Origin of the sequence: Buchnera aphidicola (Nipponaphis monzeni), from assembly GCF_006741185.1 — a bacterium.
Lineage (GTDB): Bacteria > Pseudomonadota > Gammaproteobacteria > Enterobacterales > Enterobacteriaceae > Buchnera_H > Buchnera_H aphidicola_T.
Genome location: NZ_AP019379.1, coordinates 130124 through 150734 on the forward strand (window position 1 = coordinate 130124; position 20611 = coordinate 150734).

14 protein-coding genes are annotated in these 20611 nt (G+C 22.1%); 6 read left to right on the forward strand and 8 right to left on the reverse strand.

The genetic code is table 11. The annotated features are described in order from the left end of the window. Positions 1-4 precede the first annotated feature (4 nt). Complete coding sequence (locus tag BUCNMO_RS00575) at positions 5-304, forward strand: integration host factor subunit alpha (protein ID WP_158344637.1); 300 nt, start codon at positions 5-7, stop codon at positions 302-304. An 837-nt stretch (positions 305-1141) separates the two neighbouring features. Beyond that, positions 1142-2245, forward strand: a complete 1104-nt coding sequence (tgt, locus tag BUCNMO_RS00580; RefSeq protein ID WP_158344639.1) for a tRNA guanosine(34) transglycosylase Tgt — start codon at positions 1142-1144, stop codon at positions 2243-2245. A gap of 205 nt (positions 2246-2450) precedes the next feature. On the opposite strand, the gene glyS is transcribed toward tgt, so the two are convergent. Continuing rightward, positions 2451-4544 carry a glycine--tRNA ligase subunit beta gene (gene glyS, locus BUCNMO_RS00585; RefSeq protein ID WP_158344641.1) on the reverse strand — a complete coding sequence of 698 codons (2094 nt, stop codon included), beginning with the start codon at positions 4542-4544 and terminating at the stop codon, positions 2451-2453. A gap of 34 nt (positions 4545-4578) precedes the next feature. Continuing rightward, a complete protein-coding gene (locus BUCNMO_RS00590; protein ID WP_232037632.1) occupies positions 4579-5448 on the reverse strand; it encodes a glycine--tRNA ligase subunit alpha in 870 nt (289 codons plus the stop codon). A gap of 407 nt (positions 5449-5855) precedes the next feature. Here BUCNMO_RS00590 and nfo point away from each other — a divergent pair, with 407 nt between their 5' ends. Next, a complete protein-coding gene (gene nfo / locus BUCNMO_RS00595) occupies positions 5856-6698 on the forward strand; it encodes a deoxyribonuclease IV (protein ID WP_158344645.1) in 843 nt (280 codons plus the stop codon). A 256-nt stretch (positions 6699-6954) separates the two neighbouring features. Beyond that, the gene (gene rplY, locus BUCNMO_RS00600; RefSeq protein WP_158344647.1) at positions 6955-7248 is read left to right on the forward strand and encodes a 50S ribosomal protein L25; all 294 of its coding nucleotides are present in this window, start codon (positions 6955-6957) and stop codon (positions 7246-7248) included. A gap of 288 nt (positions 7249-7536) precedes the next feature. Here rplY and BUCNMO_RS00605 read toward each other — a convergent pair whose 3' ends face one another. Then, positions 7537-8301, reverse strand: a complete 765-nt coding sequence (locus BUCNMO_RS00605; protein WP_158344649.1) for a DedA family protein — start codon at positions 8299-8301, stop codon at positions 7537-7539. A 945-nt stretch (positions 8302-9246) separates the two neighbouring features. Between BUCNMO_RS00605 and rsmA the strand changes: the two genes are divergently transcribed. After that, on the forward strand, positions 9247-10059 hold the full coding sequence (rsmA, locus tag BUCNMO_RS00610; RefSeq protein WP_232037629.1) for a 16S rRNA (adenine(1518)-N(6)/adenine(1519)-N(6))-dimethyltransferase RsmA: 813 nt from the start codon (positions 9247-9249) through the stop codon (positions 10057-10059). Between the two features lie 138 nt (positions 10060-10197). Then, entirely contained in the window at positions 10198-11010 is an 813-nt protein-coding gene (locus BUCNMO_RS00615; RefSeq protein WP_158344651.1) for a symmetrical bis(5'-nucleosyl)-tetraphosphatase, read from the forward strand. An 11-nt stretch (positions 11011-11021) separates the two neighbouring features. Here BUCNMO_RS00615 and carB read toward each other — a convergent pair whose 3' ends face one another. From carB to ileS, 5 genes are all read right to left on the reverse strand, one after another. Beyond that, positions 11022-14258 (reverse strand): carbamoyl-phosphate synthase large subunit, encoded by a 3237-nt coding sequence (carB, locus tag BUCNMO_RS00620; RefSeq protein WP_158344653.1) that lies wholly within the window; start codon positions 14256-14258, stop codon positions 11022-11024. Positions 14259-14286: 28 nt separating this feature from the next. Further along, positions 14287-15438 carry a glutamine-hydrolyzing carbamoyl-phosphate synthase small subunit gene (gene carA, locus BUCNMO_RS00625; protein ID WP_158344655.1) on the reverse strand — a complete coding sequence of 384 codons (1152 nt, stop codon included), beginning with the start codon at positions 15436-15438 and terminating at the stop codon, positions 14287-14289. A gap of 182 nt (positions 15439-15620) precedes the next feature. Next, positions 15621-16436, reverse strand: a complete 816-nt coding sequence (gene dapB, locus BUCNMO_RS00630; protein ID WP_158344657.1) for a 4-hydroxy-tetrahydrodipicolinate reductase — start codon at positions 16434-16436, stop codon at positions 15621-15623. Positions 16437-16663: 227 nt separating this feature from the next. Next, positions 16664-17113: a signal peptidase II gene (lspA, locus tag BUCNMO_RS00635; RefSeq protein ID WP_158344659.1), complete on the reverse strand. Its 450-nt coding sequence runs from the start codon at positions 17111-17113 to the stop codon at positions 16664-16666. Between the two features lie 11 nt (positions 17114-17124). Further along, entirely contained in the window at positions 17125-19944 is a 2820-nt protein-coding gene (gene ileS / locus BUCNMO_RS00640; RefSeq protein WP_158344661.1) for an isoleucine--tRNA ligase, read from the reverse strand. Positions 19945-20611: the final 667 nt, after the last annotated feature.

The following is a 20611-nucleotide window of genomic DNA, read 5'->3' on the forward strand; positions in this document are numbered from 1 at the left end:
ATATATGACTCTTACAAGATTAGAAATATCACAATATTTATTTGAGCACATGAATTTAAGCAAAAATGAATCTAAAAAAATAGTATCATTATTTTTTGAAGAAATTAAAAATATGTTAATAAATGGAAAATCAGTAAAATTTTATGGTTTTGGAAATTTCTATGTATTTTATAAAAAACAAAGATTAGGTAGAAATCCTAAAACTGGATCTACTATCTTAATTAACGCTCGGAAAATAATAAAATTTACACCCGGAAAAAAATTAAAAAAAATAATTGAGCAAAATTTACTAAAAAAAATATAATATTAAAACAGTTAATTACAAAATATGTAAATTATAGATGATATTATTAAAATAATAATTAATTTAATTTGTACTAAGCCAATAATTTTATATATTAAAACTTAATTAAAGTTAAATATTAATCATTAATAACGAAATAAATAACAAATTACAACTATAGAAAAATAAATTTATCAATTATGTTTTAAATAAAAAAATGTCATTTATAATAAAAAATACTTTTAATATTTACTATATTAAATTTAAATTAATATTTTAAAAAAATTAAAAATATATTTAAAATAAACACTTTACTTTTAAAAGTAAAAAATTGATATTTATAATTATCAACGATACAATTTTTTATTATATAATAAAAATATATAATATTTACACATAAATTCTTTAAGTCTCGACATAAAAATGACAATAAATGAAACATAACGTTATTAATTACTACATATCGTAAATAATATTCTTAAATAAACATTTGATAATGTTAAATTTATTAAATATGTAAAATATTTTAAATAAAATGTTTTATATAAAAAAAATTGTTTAAAAGAGTAAACATAACAATAAGTTTCATCTAAATATTATTAAATTAATAATTAATATTATTAAATTTTTTTGTGTACATAAAAGAATGTTATACAAATTTTGTATAACATTGTTTTTTTAAATATTTTTACTACTTATAATTAAAATACTTATTTAATAAATATTAATTATTTATAATTTAATTGTAATAGATTGCTTGAAATTAAAAAATAATAACAATATATTTATACATTATCGATAACTATTTTAAATGATATTGTAAATATATTTAAATTTAATTCCTATTAAGAGGACTTAATGAAATTTGAAATACTTTGTAAAGATAAAAAAGCAAGAAACGGTAGGTTGTATTTTAACAAAGGAATAGTAGTAGAAACCCCTGTTTTTATGCCAATAGGTACATATGGAGTTATTAAAGGACTGACTCCAGAAGAAATTTATTCTACAGGAAGTTCTTTAATTTTAAGTAATGCCCTACATTTATTTTTAAAACCTGGTATAAATGTGATTAAAAAACATGGAGGATTACATAATTTTATGCACTGGAAGTACCCTATTCTTACAGATTCTGGAGGATTCCAAGTATTTAGTTTATCAAATATTTCTTTAAAAAGAAATAATGGAATAATATTTAAGAATCCATTTAACGGACAAAAATTTTTATTTACTCCTCAGCAATCAATTAATATACAGTACGATTTACAATCAGATATAGTAATGTGTTTTGATGAATGTCCTAAATACCCTATTACTTGGGATCAAGCTAATTTATCTACTAGAAAATCTTTATCTTGGGCTATCCAAAGTAGATTACAATTTGATATTAAAAAAAATACAAATGCTTTATTTGGAATTATACATGGTAGTATATTTAAAGATTTAAGAGATTTTTCTATTAAAAATCTTATTAAAATAGGATTTGATGGATACGCTTTGGGTGGATTAGCTGTGGGAGAACCTAAATCAAAATTATATGATTTAATAGACCATATATGCCTACAAATTCCTAAAAATTATCCTAGGTATTTAATGGGTGCTGGAAAACCTAAAGATTTAATAGAATCTGTAAGTAAAGGTATAGATATGTTTGATTGTGTATTACCAACTAGAAATGCTAGAAATGGTTATTTGTTTACAACTAATGGTATTGTAAGAATCAAAAATTCTCAATACAAAAATGATGATACTGTATTAGATACAAAATGTTACTGTTATACTTGCGTAAATTATAGTAAATCTTATTTACACCATTTATATCTCTGTAATGAAACGCTAGGATTACGTCTAAATACTTTACATAATTTATGTTATTATCAAAATTTAATGTTAAATATTCGTAATGCAATAAAAAATAAACAATTTGAAACTTTTAAGCATAATTTTTACCTACAAAACAAATGAACAATTGAATTACTATAATGATATATAAATAATTTTTTAATTGTACATTGTCTAATTTAATTAGATAAAAAATAAAAGTATTTATTAAATACATTTAAAATATCAATTTTTAATTATATTTTTTTTTAAATTATTAACTTAAATATAATGTTAATTAAAATAAATATTTGATATTTTTATCATATATAATAAACTATTACTATAGTTAACATATTAATAAAGAAAAATCTGCTATTTCTAAAAATAAATTTTTTACTTGATATAATAATAGTAATCTATTAGTTTGAATATCTTCATTTGGATGACTAATAGTTATATGTAAAAAAAAATAATTAATTAGTATACATAATTTTATTAGCTGTGAAAAAACGCTATCGTAGTTTTGATAAATAATATATTTTTTTATATTTTTTTGTAAAAACAATAATTTACTAAATAATATTTTTTCAAAAGTACTTTGGAAAAGTTTTGTATTAATAGTTATAGAATTAAAATTTAAAACACATTTTTTAATATTAATATATTTATTTATTATGTTTAGTATCCTTTTATTAGTAGTACTTATAAGATATGTTTTATTCATTTTTTTAAATTTAGTTAACATAAAAATTCGTTTATGTATTTCAATAGGCACAGTTAATTTCAATATTAATACAGATTGTATAACGTAAGTATTAAATCCTTGATAAAGATATAAATGATATATCCTATTTAAAAAAAAATTAAGAATGCTTTTCTTAACATTTTTTTTATGCATTACATTTTTATGTAATGATACACTGTAATTAATAATATCTATTAGATCAATAGTTATATTTTTTTCTATAAATATTCGTAACACACCAATAGATAATCTTCTTAATGCAAAAGGATCTTTATTTTTTTCAGGATATAATCCTATTATAAACATTCCAGTAATAGTATCTACTTTATCTATAATAGCTAAAGTATAAGCTATAGAATTATTTGATATAATATCTCCTGAAAAATTAGGATAGTAGTGTTCTTTAATGGCAATAAAAACATCTTTTGATTCACGGTCCAACATAGCATAATGCATCCCTACGCTACCTTGAACATCAGGAAATTCTGCCACCATATTAGTCTTTAAATCACATTTAGATAAATGTACAGCTCTTAAAGCATTTACAGAATTTATTGAAACATATGATAATATCCATTTCATTAATAATTTTAAACGTTGAATTTTATCATAAATTGAACCTAATTTTTCGTAAAAAATAGTATTTTTTAAATTTAAATAATAACTTTCTAATGGTTGTTTTCTATCTATTTTATAAAAAAAATTAGCATCAGATAAACGTGAAAAAACTACTTGCTCATTGTCTTTTATAATTTTATTTGTATTTTTTGAATCAATATTTGAAATTATTATAAAGTAAGGCATTAATTCATTATTTAAATTATATAATGCAAAACATTTTTGTACATTTTCTATAATGTAAATAACTATTTCCTGAGGTAATAATAAAAAGTCTTTTTCAAATTTTCCAAGCAATATAACAGGCCATTCAACCAAAGAAGTTACTTCTTGTAACAATTCGTCATTTTTTTTAATTTTGCCTTTTAGTTTATATGTTATTTGATTAATTAATTTTGTAATTTTTAATTTTCGTTCATCATAATTAGGAATAACTTTTCCTTTACAATTAAGAATTGTAGGATACTGATTCGCATGAAGTATATTTATTTTAATATTTTTCATAAATACATGTCCATATGTAATTCTATGAGACTTTATATTCATAAATTTTAATGGAATAATTGTTTTATTTAATAAAGCAACTATATTTCTTATTGGTCTAGAAAATTTAAAATTTGTATCATTCCATCGCATCATTTTGGGTGCTTGAATTTTTTTTATTATCGAAACAATAATTGTAGGTAATAACGATACTATATTCTCAACAGTTGATTCTTTTTTATACACTAACCATTCTCCTGATTGAGTTTTTAATTGATTAATTTGATGTGCAGAAATAGATAAACGTTGCATCCATAAATGTACAATTTTAGTAAATTGTCCTTGTGTGTTAAAAGCAATAGAAGTAGAAGGCCCTATTTTATTAATTCCTTTTGTTACTCGTAGTATATTTAATTTATTAATTTTAATAGCTAACCTTCTAGAAGTAGCAAACCAAAACATTTTTTCATAAGTAATATTTAACTTATTAAATTTTTCTTCAGTGACTTTGTAAAAAGATTTTGCAATATTTTTTAAATGTTTTGATGGAAGATCTTCTGTAGCAATTTCTATTAAAAAAGTATTATGTAACATTAATTTGATCCTATAGTATAATATATTTTATTAATCATTTGTTATGATAATTAATTGTTAATAATTTCACTAAATTACGTATCGTAAAGATATAATGTTTTCTTTCATTCACCGACATTTCTCTTTTAGCTTCTAATAAATTAAAATTATGTGTAGCTTGTAATATAAACTCATATGCTGGGAAAATTAATGGAGGATTTAAAGATAAAAGTTTCGTTGCTTCTTCAATACATTGTTTAAATGATTTTAATAACATTTTAGTATTAGAGTATGTAAAATTAAAAGAAGATTGTTCGATTTCATTTTGATAAAATAAATCACCGTAAGTAATAGATTTTCTCTTATTCTTCATCCATATTACATCATAAACATTTTTCGTATTTTGTAAATGCATAGCAATTCTTTCTAATCCATAAGTAATTTCTACAGTGACAGGATTACAATCTAGCCCTCCCATTTGTTGAAAATAAGTAAATTGCGTTACTTCCATACCATTAATGCGAATTTCCCAACCTACTCCTGATGCACCTAAAGTAGGATTTTCCCAATTATCTTCTACAAAACGTATGTCTTGAATTTTAGGATTAATTAATAACTTTTTTAAAGAATTTATATATATTTTTTGAATGTTTTCAGGAGGCGGTTTAATAATTACTTGAAATTGATAATAATGTTGTAACCTACTAGGATTACTAGCATATCTACCATCAGATGGTCTTCTACAAGGTTGGACATATGCAACAGCAGCACTTGTATTTTTTTTAATTGCATTAAAAAATGTTTCTTTATGGAACGTCCCAGCTCCTATTGGTAAATCTAACGGTTCCAAAATAATACATCCTTGTTTCAACCAATATTTTTTTAATATACAAATAATTTCATAAAAAGTAATTATTTTAGATATTTTCACATATGACCTAATTATTAAATAGTAATTGTATACAAATAATAAATATTATGTCTATAATATCAAGAAATAAAATAAAAAAATAATTTATTTATGAATTCCTATTGAAAATTATTAATACAATAGTAAAAATAATATTTTTTGACTATAATAATTTTATTTTGTAGTTTAATAAAAGAATAACATAAGAATATCTATTTAATAAAGTATTAATTACAATAATTAAATATTATATTTTTATATATATTCTACATATTTTATTAAAAAAATAATTACTTATAATAATATTATATCTAACATATTTAAAATGTAATTATTGTTAAATATTTAAGATAGTATTAATAATGAACATTTCTAATTAAATATTATGTTCTTTAAAATAAATATTTTAAATGAGTTTTATAATGACTAAATATATTGGTGCACATATAAGTTCTTTAGGAGGAATAGATAAAACTATACATCGAGCTTTTAAAATAAAAGCGACTGGTATGTCTTTTTTTTTAAAAAATCAACTGCGATGGAAATCTCCTGATTTAGATGAACAAACGATAATAAATTTTAAAAATGAACGTATAAAATACAAATATACTCCACAACAAATTTTGCCCCATAGCAGTTACCTAATTAATTTAGGCCATCCAAATTTAGAAAATTTAGAAAAATCAAGAATATGTTTCATTGATGAATTAAAACGTTGTAAACAATTAGGATTAATTTATTTAAATTTCCATCCAGGAAGCCATTTACGAAAAATAAGTATTAATGAATGTTTAAAACGTATTTCTGAATCCATTAATATTGGGTTAGAATCAGTAACTGGAGTTACTATTGTTATAGAAAATACATCTGGTCAAGGTAGTAATTTAGGCTACAAATTTGAACATTTAGCTTTTATAATTAGTAATGTTACTAATAAATCAAGAATAGGAGTATGTTTAGATACATGTCATCTTTTTTCATCAGGATATGATATTAGAACTAACGAATCTTGTGAAAATACTTTTAATTTATTTGATAAAATAGTAGGTATACATTATTTAAAAGGTATGCATTTAAACGATTCAAAAAATGTGTTCAATAGTAGAATAGATCGACATCATAGTTTAGGAAAAGGAAATATAGGTAAACAAGCTTTTATTTGGATTATGAATAATGAACAATTTAATAATATGCCAATAATTTTAGAAACTATTAACCCTAATATTTGGTGGAAAGAAATAAAATGGTTAAAATCTTTTGTTTAGAAAAATATTATTATTTATATAATACGAAATGTTTCACTTTTTTATATTATATTTTTTTTAATTTTAATTAAACATAAAAAGATGAAATGGTAGTAATACAAAAAATTGTTAAAAAAACTGATGAATAATTATTTACTATATTTATAGTATACACTGTGATAAAAACATTGAATATATAATATTTTTAAACAAATAATATTTATTTAAAATTTAATTAAATAATTTTAAATTTAAAAATTATTTTACTGGAAATAAAATGCTGACATTACACGCTGAAATTAGAAAAAAAACAGGAAAAAGCTCTAGTAGACGATTACGAAAAATTTACAATAAATTTCCAGGAATTATTTATGGTACTGAAAAACCATCGTTACATATTACTATTGATCATAACGAAGTTATAAATTTACAACTTAATTCTACAATTTATAAAAAAGATTTGAATATTAAATTAAATAATAAAAAATATTTAGTTAAAATTAAATCTATACAAAGGCATCCTTATAAACTAAAAATTTTACATATTGATTTTTTATATTCTAAAAATTAAAATAATTAATTTTTTATAAAAAATATAATATATAAAAATTTCTATAAAAACATTATAAATATTGAAAATATTAATATAAAGTATTTATTTTTTTATTTATACTTTGATGCTTTTTTTTAAGAAATAGGCGTTAAGTATATTGTTTTAAATTGCTGTTATTTAATAACAGCAATTTAAAACATAAATTGTTCTGTCTAATAAGTAATAATTGATTTGACATAATAATAGTATTATTTTTTTAATAAAAAATATTTTACAAATTCAATTTGTTTTTTTACAAAATATTATTTACATAGTAAATAATATTTTCCAAATAAGTTGTCTCAATATGAACATTTCTTTACAAAACTGAATTAATATTAATCCTGATATTCCTATAATCAACATTATTACAGCAAAAACTAAAAGATTTTTTTTAGAAATATTAAAATATTTAAATTTATTATGTTCTAATTGTTTCCATCTCCATATAAGCCAAAAACCTATCCATGTAACTATTAAAACAATAATTAAAATTGGTAAAAAATAATTATTACGATTAATATAAGGAGTATGCATAAGTAACCCTGTAAAAATACCAGGAAAAAAATATACAGGAGGCCAAAATAAACATCCTAAAATATTAGGTAAAATAAACTTTTTTAAAGGTAATTGTAACATACCTGATATAATAGGAACTAAAGGTCTAGTAGGTCCAATAAATCGACCAATAAAAATTGTGAGAAAACTGTAATAATATAAGGATTTTTTTATTTTTTTTAAAATAATAAAATGTTTTTTAAAAAAAAACAAATTATGTAACCAACTTTTAAACACACATCCTATATAAAAAGAAATCCAATCTCCTAACAAACAACCAATAAAACCAGATATCCAAGCAGGATAAAAACTAACTTTTTCTTGGCCTATAAGCGTTCCTAAAGCAGTCATTAAAACAATACCTGGCAATAATAAACCTACAAACGCAAAAGATTCTAGAAATGAAACGATGACAATAATAATTAAAGAATATTCTAATGATTGCGTTGTAAAATATGTTAACCAAGATTCCATGAATTATTCTACTTGTATTAAAAAATAGTTTTAAATTGATTAATAATTTAAATTAATATATAAAAATAATTAAATATTTTTAAAAATTATAGTTGATAACAATTTATATAAAAGCATTCTAAATTACAATTATTTTTTTTAAATTATTAATTTGTAGTAATAACATTATTATATAATAAACCAACAACATATCTATACTCAGTTATTTAACTACTACTATTAGTAACATATTTATTAAGTATAATAATATTTTACTATATTTTAATATAAAATATTTTAGAAATGTATTAATAATTTTTCAAAAAATTAATTAATATATTTTTTATATATAATAAATAAGCTTGGTATATAGAAAGTTAATGCAATATTTTAATAAAATATTTTATAATATGAAATATAATTGCAAATTATATTTATTTTATATTTCTAAAAAAAAATTGAATATATGACCTATTAACAACATATTTATAAAAATTAAATTTTTTTATTTCTATAATTATAATTAATATTATTAAAAAATTAATTCAATAAACAATTATAAATTTAATAAAAGTTAAATTTATTTATTTTTTAGAATTAGTTAACATTTTTTATAAATAACAATTGATATTATTATCATGTTATAAATAAATTTGTCATGAAATTGAAAAAATTATTATTTTAATGTTTAACAGTTATCATTAAAAATTTTCAAAAGCAATAATTTTACGTTCTAAATAAACATATAATTTAAAATTTACATACAATTTATTCATAGTAAGGAAAGTCATTAATATAAATAAAATATTTGATTTTATACTAGTATTTGTTAATATTAAACAATTAAATATATTATTAACGTTTTATTTATTGTACATTTAATAAACATATATAAAAAATTATTTTTAATACACATATATAAATGTACATTTTTTATAAAAAACAATATACGGAAACTATTTTTAATTGATTCACATTAAATATAAAGGTCACATTCCTCGTAAAAATTTTGGGCAAAATTTTCTTATAAATCAGTCTATAATTTTGAAAATAATTAAGATTATTAATCCTGCATATAAAGATATATTCATAGAAATTGGACCTGGATTAGGATCTTTAACTTGCCCATTTCTTCAATTAGTACAAAAATTGTTTGTAATAGAAATAGATTTAGATTTAATCAATAAATTAAAACATATTTGTTGTAATAAAAAAATATCATTTTTTAATAAAAATGTTCTTAACTTTAATTTCATAAATTTTTTTAATATTGTCAAGCAACCAATGCGAATATTTGGAAATTTACCGTATAATATATCTACGAAATTAATATTAAATTTAGTATTATATGAAAAAAATATATTTCAAGATATGCATTTTATGCTACAAAAAGAAGTAGCTGAACGTTTATTAGCAACAATTAATAATAAGTCGTATGGACGTTTAAGTGTAATTGTACAATATTTATGTAAGGTTAAGAAAATTATAGATGTTACCTCAGAATCTTTTTTTCCTATTCCTAAAGTTCAATCTTGTTTTATTCAACTAATTCCAAAACAAAAAAATAATATAACATTAAAAGAAATTGTTGTATTAAGTAAAATAACTAATCTAGCTTTTCAACAAAGAAGAAAAATGTTACGTCATAGTTTATCACAAATGTTTAGCGTAAACGATTTAATCCAATTAGAAATAAATCCAAGTTACCGAGCTGAGAATGTTTCTATTCAAAATTATCATAAATTAACACAATATTTTATTAATCATAACAATAATTAAATAAATTTTTTTATTTTAAATTACTACATTTAATAGTACAATGTGAATAATTATTTTTTAATAAAAAAAATAAATTTATTCAAAAAACAAAAGTAATACATATCATTGTATTAAGAAAAATATGAGAGAATGAATCAGATGAGTACTTATTTCATAGGTGATATTCATGGTTGTTATAAACAGTTGAGATTATTATTAGAAAAAGTTAAATTTAATTCTGTAAAGGATCAATTATGGATTACTGGAGATTTAGTAGCTAGAGGTCCTGAATCACTCCAAGTATTACGCTATATATCATCGTTAAAAAATTCAGCAAAAACAGTATTAGGTAATCATGATTTATATTTAATAAAATCTTATTTTACTAAAAATTATACAGAAGGTTATATATCTGAGTTATTCAAGGCTAAAGATATTGAACATTTGATTTATTGGTTAATAAAACAACCTTTACTAAGAATAAATTTAGAAAAAAAAATAATATTAGTCCATGCAGGAATTCCTCCTCAATGGAATGTTGAAACAGCTCAATCATGCATAAAAGAATTAGAATTAGAGTTCAATAACACTACTAATATTATTAATGTGTTAAACCTTGTAGAAACGAACGATCAAAGAATCATATGGAAAAAAAACTTAAATAAAAATGATAGACTAAAATTTAGTATTAATGCTTTAACTCGGATGAGATATTGTTTTTTAAATGGAGATTTAAATATGTTATATAAAGATTATCCAATTTCTGTTAAATTTAACGTAAAACCTTGGTTTTTAATAGCTAATAATATACCTAAAGACTTTTCAATTATTTTTGGACATTGGGCTTCCTTACAAGGGAAAAATACTCCTCAAAAATTTTTTGCACTCGATACCGGTTGCTCTTGGGGAGAACATTTAACTATTATAAGATGGGAAGACAAAAAAACATTTACACAACCGTTTTTATGTTAATTTAACTCAAATTAAATAATTAAATTTTTTTTATAAATGTTTTGTAAAGATCGAACATTAAAAGTTTTTATTTCATTAATAGCCATTAACGTCGCAAAAGCACCATTAATAGTGGTGTTAAAATACACTTTATAATGAATAGCAAAATAACATATTAATTGTGAAGATTTTTTGTTTGAAACAGTGTGGGATGAAATAGTATCCACTATATAATTATATTCTCCGTTTTTTAACCGGTCATATACGTTAGGACTACATTCATTAATTTTATTAACTATTCTAGAATATATTCCTGATTTTTTCAATATCATAGCTGTACCATACGTCGCATCTATTTTAAATCCAAATTTTTTAAGTTTAATTGCTAAATTAACAACATTTTTTTTATCATCATTATGTATGGATAACAATACTCGACCATTTTTTTTTATATTAGATTGAGCTGCTAATAAAGCTTTAGCAAACGCTTCTGAAAAATTCTTTCCTATACCCATAACTTCTCCAGTCGAACACATTTCTGGACCTAATATAGGATTAACATTTGGAAATTTATTAAAAGGTAAAATTGCTTCTTTAACAAAATAATAATAAGGTATAATTTCTTTAAAAATTTTTTGTTGTAGTAAACTAAATCCACACATTACTAATGCTGCTATTTTTGCTAAAGGTAATCCTATTGCTTTAGAAATAAAAGGAATAGTTCTAGATGCTCTTGGATTTACTTCAATAATATATATTACTTTATTTTTTATAGCAAATTGAACATTTATTAAACCTATAACTGATAACGCAAAAGCTAATTTTTTAACTTGAGATTTAATATTATTTTGAATATTTTGACTAATAGTGTATGCAGGGATAGAACAAGCTGAATCTCCAGAATGAATACCTGCTCCTTCAACATGTTCCATAATACCTCCAATAAAGACTTGCTTTCCATCGCAAATAGCATCAACGTCAATTTCAATAGCATTTGTAATATATTGGTCAATTAAGATTAATTGTTTTTGTTTATAGCATTCTAAATTTTTAAAGTAATCTTTTAAAGATCGATTATCGTAAATAATTTTCATAAATTGTCCTCCTAATACATAAGATGGCCTTATAATAATAGGGTAACCTATTGATGATATTTTTTCTAATGCTTCTTCAAAAGTAAAGACACTTGCATTTAACGGTTGGTTTAAACCTAATTTTTTAACTATTGCTTGAAATTTATCTCTATTTTCTGCTTTGTCTATCGAATGCGGCGATGTACCTATGATAGGCACTCCATATTTTTCAAGTTTATTAGATAGTTTTAAAGGAGTTTGTCCCCCATATTGAATAATAACACCTAATGGTTGTTCTATTTCAACAATATTTAAAATGTTTTCTAGTATTATAGGCTCAAAATATAAACGATCAGATATGTCGTAATCTGTAGATATAGTTTCTGGATTACAATTAATCATAATTGTTTCAAAACCATTTTCTCTTAGTGCTATCGAAGCATGTATACAACAATAATCAAATTCTATTCCTTGCCCAATTCTATTAGGTCCACTTCCTAATATAATAATTTTATTTTTATTGTTACTAGGTTTAGATTCGCATTCTTGTTCCCATGTAGAATACATATAAGAAGTTTTTGTAGGAAATTCTGCAGCACAAGTATCTATACGTTTATAAGTAGGTTGTAAATTAAACGATTGCCTTAATTCTCTAATCTTTTTTTCATTTGTATTAGTAAGTTCACCTAAACGACAATCTGAAAAACCTTTCCTTTTAAAATTTTTTAATGTAGTAAAACTAATTTTAGATAAATTAATTTTTTCAATACTTGTTTCCATAACGATTAACTCTAAAATTTGTGATAAAAACCATTTATCAATATATGTTAATTGATGTACTTCTTGAATAGACATACCACTTCTAAAAGCATCAGCAACATACCATATACGTTCAGGACCTGCTTCTTTTAACTCATATATAATTTTTCTTATTGCCTTTTCATTAAAATTAATTATTTTAGAATTTAACCCAGTTTTTCCAACTTCTAAACTACATATAGCTTTTTGAATTGATTCTTGAAAAGTCCTACCTATTCCCATTACTTCGCCTACTGATTTCATTTGAGTAGTTAACCTATCATTACATCCAGGAAATTTTTCAAAATTAAATCTAGGTATTTTAGTAACTATATAATCTATAGTTGGTTCAAATGCAGCAGGAATACAACTGTTTTTTGTAATATCATTTACTAGTTCATCTAACGTATAACCTATAGATAATTTAGCTACAATTTTAGCAATTGGAAAACCAGTAGCTTTAGATGCTAAAGCAGAAGATCGAGAAACTCTAGGATTCATTTCAATAACTACCATTTGTCCGTTTACAGGATTTATAGCAAACTGTACATTAGATCCTCCTGATTTAATACCAATTTCTTTAAGTACAGCAATAGAGGAATTCCTCATTAATTGATATTCTTTATCAGTTAAAGTTTGAGCAGGAGTAACAGTTATAGAATCTCCGGTATGTATTCCCATAGGATCTATATTTTCTATAGAACATACAATAATACAATTATCTTGAGTGTCTCTAATTACTTCCATTTCAAACTCTTTCCATCCTATTAAAAATTCATCAATTAATACTTGATGGTTAGAAGATAAAACAAAACCTCTTGTACAAATATTTTTAAATTCTTCAACATTGTATGCAATCCCACCACCAGATCCTCCCATAGTAAAAGATGGTCTAATGATACATGGTAAACCAATAATAGAAACAATTTTTAGAGCTTCTTGCATATTATTAGCAATGTCACATTTTGCAGTTTTTAAATTTATTTTTTTCATAGATTTTTGAAATAAATATCTGTCTTCTGCATTTTTAATAGCTTCTACTGTAACACCTATCATTTCTACATTAAATTTAGATAAAATACCTTTTTGATCCAACAATAATGCGCAATTTAATGCTGTTTGCCCTCCCATTGTAGGTAAAATAGCATTCGGTCGCTCTTTTTTAATAATTTCGTAAATTATTTTCCAATGTATTGGTTCAATATATGTAACATTAGCTATATCTGGATCAGTCATAATTGTAGCTGGGTTTGAATTTACAAGAATAATTTTATATCCTTCTTCTTTTAACGCTTTACAAGCTTGTGTACCAGAGTAATCAAATTCACATGCTTGTCCGATAACAATAGGTCCAGCACCTAAAATTAAAATCGATTTAATATCAGTTCTTTTTGGCATAATTAACAATCTCTTATAAAACGTAATTTTAATTATTTTGTTTAAATTGTATACACATGTTTATAAATTTATTAAACAATAATCTAGAATCATGGGGGCCAGGACTACTTTCTGGATGACCTTGGAAACTAAACGCAAACTTGTTTTTTAAAGATAATCCTTGTAAAGTACCATCAAATAACGATTTATGAGTAATTTGAATATTTTTTGGTAATGTTTTCAAATCTACAGTAAATCCATGATTTTGAGAAGTAATTATTACTTTATTTGTCAAAACATTTTTTACCGGATGGTTAGATCCATGATGCCCACATTTCATTTTTATTATTCTAGCTCCATTAGCTAATGCTAATAATTGATGTCCTAAACACACTCCAAACATAGGTATATTTTTTTCTAAAAATATTTTGATAGCATTAATAGCGTATACACAAGGTTTAGGATCTCCTGGACCATTAGAAAGAAATATTCCATCTGGCAACAATTTTAAAACACATTTAGCTCTTGTGTCAGCTGGGACAATAGTAAGATTGCATCCATAGCTGATTAGTAATTTTAAAATATTTCTTTTCACTCCAAAATCATAAACAACAATATGAATTTTTGAACTATCTTTTAATTGAAATATATTTGATGTATTAAATATTTTTTTCGGAAAATCATGTTTAATATGTTGATAAATAAATTTTGTTGATACTTCTTTTACTAAATCAAATCCTTGTGAACCATCAAAATTAAAAGCTTTTTTGTAAGCAGTATAATAATTTTCTTTATTCGAAGTATAAAGACATCCTTTTAAAGAACCTAATTTACGTAACATTCGTGTAAGTTTTCGAGTATCTATTTCAGTTATAGTAATTACATTATTATCTTTAAGATAATCTATAAAATTTTTCTGATTATTAAAATGATCAGAAGTTTCAGAAACATTTTTAATAATTAATCCTTTTATATATATTTTATCAGATTCCATATCTATTAAATTAGTTCCTGTATTTCCGATATGTGGATGAGTTAGAATAACAATTTGATTTAAATAAGAAGGATCTGTAATAATTTCTTGATAACCTGTCATTGCTGTATTGAAAACTATTTCTCCTACAACAGAACCTTCAATACCCAAAGATTCCCCATGAAATATAATACCATTTTCTAAAACTAATGTTGCTAAATTTCTCAAAATATTATTCCTCGAAATATATTTCGATATTAATACTAATGCTAATGTTAGTATTAATATGAACAAATATTTATATTTATAAATATAATATTATTAATGAGTTATATACTTTAATTATACATATAATTATTTCTAAAAAATTAGTAATACAATAGATTTGTATCTAACAGTATATTTATATATTATTGAATGTTTAAAACATGTTTCATATTAAATAATCCATTTTTTTGTGAAGGTAGCCATAATGCTGCTTTAATAACTCCTTTAATAAAAGATAAACGATTTATCGCTTTATGAGTAATAAGGACTTCTTCATCATTATTAGCAAACATAACAGTATGTTCTCCTATAATATTTCCGGCTCTAATTGAAGAAAATCCAATTTTTTTGTTAGGTCTAACTCCAACATTGCCTACTCTATGGTAAATAGAATTATTGTCTAATTCAATCTTCATAATTTTTGAAATAATTTTTCCCATTTCTATTGCTGTTCCAGAAGGAGCATCTACTTTGTTACGGTGATGAGATTCAATAATTTCAATATCTGAATTATTGCTCATAATACTAGTTACATCTTTTAATAAATTAAAAATTAGATTAATACCAATACTAAAATTAGACGATTGTATAATACTAATTTTTTTAGAAGCTAATTTAATAGTTTCATTTTCTATAGTATTAAAACCAGTTGTTCCAATAATTAAATGTTTATTATGTTGGACACAGTATTCAAGATATTTCATACTTGCAGATGGTTGACTAAAGTCAATTAATATATCAAATTTTTTGTTTTGATGTTTTAAAGAATCACAAATTATAAAATTTACATTTTTATTTTTAATACATAGTTGTTTACGAAAGTGCAATACACTACTTTTATTTTTTACAATAGCTAAAGATAAAATTATATTTTTTTTTTTAAGTATTTCTTTAATTAATAAACTACCCATGCGACCTAAAGCACCAGTAACTGCTATTTTTAAATTTTGATTATTCATTTTTATTCTTCAAGGTGATTAATGATGCAAAAAAATGTTTTAGACATCAAATAATGTTATTCGTATTTTTTTAAAGTTTTTAATTTTAATTGTTTGTTGCTAAATTTAAGTAAATTATAATAATTATTATAAATATCAATAATTATAAAAAATTATTTTTTAACATATTTACATTGTAAAAGTTTTTATTAGCCAATATTAATATTTTAATACTATTATTAAAATAATTATTTTAATAATAAAAAAAAACCTAAAAAAATGTTAAAATCAGCTACATTAAATGTTGGAAAATGATAGTTAAAACAATGAATATCGATAAAATCGATAACATATCCATTCTGCATTCGATCTATGAAATTACCTATTCCTCCTCCTAGTATAAACATATAAGCAATGTTAGTACTTATTTTTTTTTTAAATATATTATGAGTCGTAAACTGAATTATTATCAAAATTAAAATAGAAACAAAATTTATAATAAATAAATACCAACAATTTAATATATTGCAAGTATTAAATAATCCTAATATAATTCCATAATTGTTAGTACAATATAAATTTAAAAAACAAAATATATATTTTTTCTCATATAAATGTATATAATTTATTACCCAAATTTTAGTGAAATAGTCAAAAAGAATTATTATAAAAAATATTATATAATGTACACTCTTCATATATTTTATATTTATAAAAATAAACGTTTTTCTCCAATACCTAATACATTGCTAATACATCTATCACAAATTTTATGGGTATTATTAACACTTTTATTATCATTCATTATAGAATGCCAACATCTAGCACATTTTTCCTTATTAATTGATTTAATAACAATTTTTAAACAAAATGATATTTTACTTTTGTAAGCATTAGTAGGTGCTTTTTTATAATCTTGAATAATAACCTCAGAAGTTATAAAAATAAATTTTAATTCTGTTTGTAGATTTTTTAATTTTGTAGCTAAAGATGTATTTAAGTACAACGTTAAAGATGCATTAAGAGAATTTTTTATTAATTTATTTTTTCTAAATATTTCTAATACTTTATTCACTTCATTTTTAATTTGAATTAAATTATTCCAATCATTATAATGTAATAATTCTTCTTTTGAAAAATCAAATAATTGATCATACCATTCTTCTAAAAAAACATATTTACTATGTTGCCCCGGTATAAAATTCCATATCTCATCTGCAGTAAAAGATAATATAGGAGCTATCCAACGTACGAAAGCATTGATTATTAAGTATAAAGCAGTTTGACAACTCCTTCTAGCTAAACTATTACGTTTCGTAGTATAGAGTCTATCTTTAATTATATCTAAATAAAATGAACCCATTTCTATAGAACAAAATTGTACTAAACTATGTATTACTCCATGAAAATTATATGTATCGTATAGATGAATAATTTCATTTTGAAGTAACTTAGATTTTCCTACAATCCATTTATCTAACATGATCATGTTATCATTAGGTATGATATCTATATCAGGATTAAAATCACTTAAATTAGATAAAATGAATCTTGCTGTGTTTCTAATTTTTCTATACGTTTCGACTACTCGGTCTAAAATTATGCTAGATATAGCTATTTCTTTAAAATAATCAGTTGAAGCTACCCATAAACGTAATACATCTGCTCCAAATTTGTTTATAATATCATTGGGATTAATAATATTTCCGCGTGATTTCGACATTTTGAAACCTGATTTATCTACAGTAAACCCATGCGTTAGTATTTTTTGGTATGGAGCTATATAATTTGTTGCCATAGAAATAAGTAAAGAAGACATAAACCATCCACGATATTGATCAGAACCTTCAAGATATAAATCTGATTGTTTTTGATCAAATTTGGTATTTTTATAAATTGAATGAGCATCAACTGATCCTGATTCAAACCAAACATCTAAAATGTCTAAATTTTTAACATAATATTGTGCATCCTTTCCTAACATCGTATTTATATTTAAATCCCACCAAAATTCAATTCCTATTTTACTAACAGCGTTTGCTATTTGTTTCATAAAATAACAAGTATTAGGATGTATTTGTCCCGTAGATTTATGAACAAAAACGGGTATTGGAACTCCCCATATTCTTTGTCGAGATATACACCAATCAGGCCTATTAACTAACATTGATTGCAACCTTTCTTTTCCCCAATAAGGTTTCCATTGAATATTTTTTAACTCAATAATAGCGTCTTTTTTTAAATTATTATTTTCCATACTAATAAACCATTGAGGTGTAGCTCTAAAAAAAATAGGTTTTTTATGCCTCCAACAATGAGGATATTTATGTATTATTTTTTTAATTTTCATTAAAGTATTATTGTTATTGAGTATTTTAATAATAATCTTGTTAGATTCAAAAATATTTTTCCCTTGTATTAAAGGAATTTCTTGACATAAATGTTTTCCAAAACCATCAATTATATTCACAGGTTGAATATTATAATTTTTGCAAACTACAAAATCTTCTTCTCCATGGTCCGGAGCTGTATGAACTATTCCAGTTCCAGAGTCTAAATTAACATATTCACTAAATATGATAGGAACTGTAATATTTAATATTGGATGAAACACTTTTAGCAATTCTAATTCTTTACCTAGTATTTCTCCAAGTATTTTCCATTTATTAATTGCTAATTCTAACATAACTTTATTTACTAATTTTTTAGCTACAATAAATAAATAATCATTAGTAGCAATTAATTGATATTGAAAATCTTTATTAATAGATATAGCTCTATTAGCAGGTAAAGACCATGGAGTAGTAGTCCAAATTAACATATAGATATCTTTAACATAAAAATGTAAATTAAATTTTGACAAAATTTTACTTACATTTACAAATTTAAACTTAACAAATATTGAATCCGAATTTATTTGAAAATATTCTAATTCTGCTTCTGCTAATGATGAATGACATTCTATACACCATCGAACAGGTTTAAATTCTCTATAAACATATTTTTTTTGAATAATTTTAGATAATTTTAGTATAATATCGGATTCACTACTAAAATCCATAGTAAGATAAGAATGGTTCCAATTAGCTAATATACCTAATCGTACAAAATCTTTTTTTTGCTTAAGTACTTGTTTATAAGCATAATTTCTACACTTTTCACGAAATTTTTTATTCGACATTTTATTATTGTATTTACTAACAATTTTTTCTACTTTATGTTCAATAGGTAAACCATGGCAATCCCAAGTTGGAGTATATGGGGCATCATATCCTGATAAATTTTTTGATTTAATAATTATATCTTTTAATATTTTATTTAAAGCATGTCCTAAATGGATTTGTCCATTAGCATATGGAGGCCCATCATGTAATATAAAATTTTTATTTTTTGATTTTTTTATACGAATTAATTCGTATAAATTATCAGTATTCCATTTTTTTAACGTAATAAGTTCATTTTCAGACAAATTTCCGCGCATTAAAAATTTAGTATATGGGAGATTTAAAGTTTTTCTATAATCAATCATTAGTTACTCTATAGTTAATTAGTTATTATTTTACTATTGTTTTAATAAAATGTTTAAAATTTATTTTTTTTACATATTAATAACTTTAAAATTACAGTTATCAATATAGAAAATTAATTACTTATGTAGTAGTATAAATATTATCTTTCAATTACATTTTTAATATTAATGTCTATTAATTCAATATTTAATATATTCTAAAATGTTTCTACATACATTAATATTTTTTTAAATTTATATTTTTAAATGTTATTAATATTTATTAAATGAGTTAACATTAGTATAATGACAAACTAATACTATCAATAATATTAATTTATGTTGTTAAGGAACAATTTGATATGTAAATTACTTGTATTTTAATGATTTTTTAAAGTATTTTTTTATTAAATCAAATCATTTTTTTGAAATAGCTTAATTAACTAAATTTATATAATATTTTTTGTTAATAACTATTAATAGATGATTATTGAATGTTCACTTATATTAATATATATAATAATAACAATTGAGAACTAATAATTCATATAAATACATATAAATTATATACAATACTATCATAGTTAACATAATGTTCGTAACAACAATAAATATTAAAAAATAAAATTTTTCGACATTTGATAAATATTCGTAAAAAACTAATTAATAATTATAGTTAAAGGAAGCA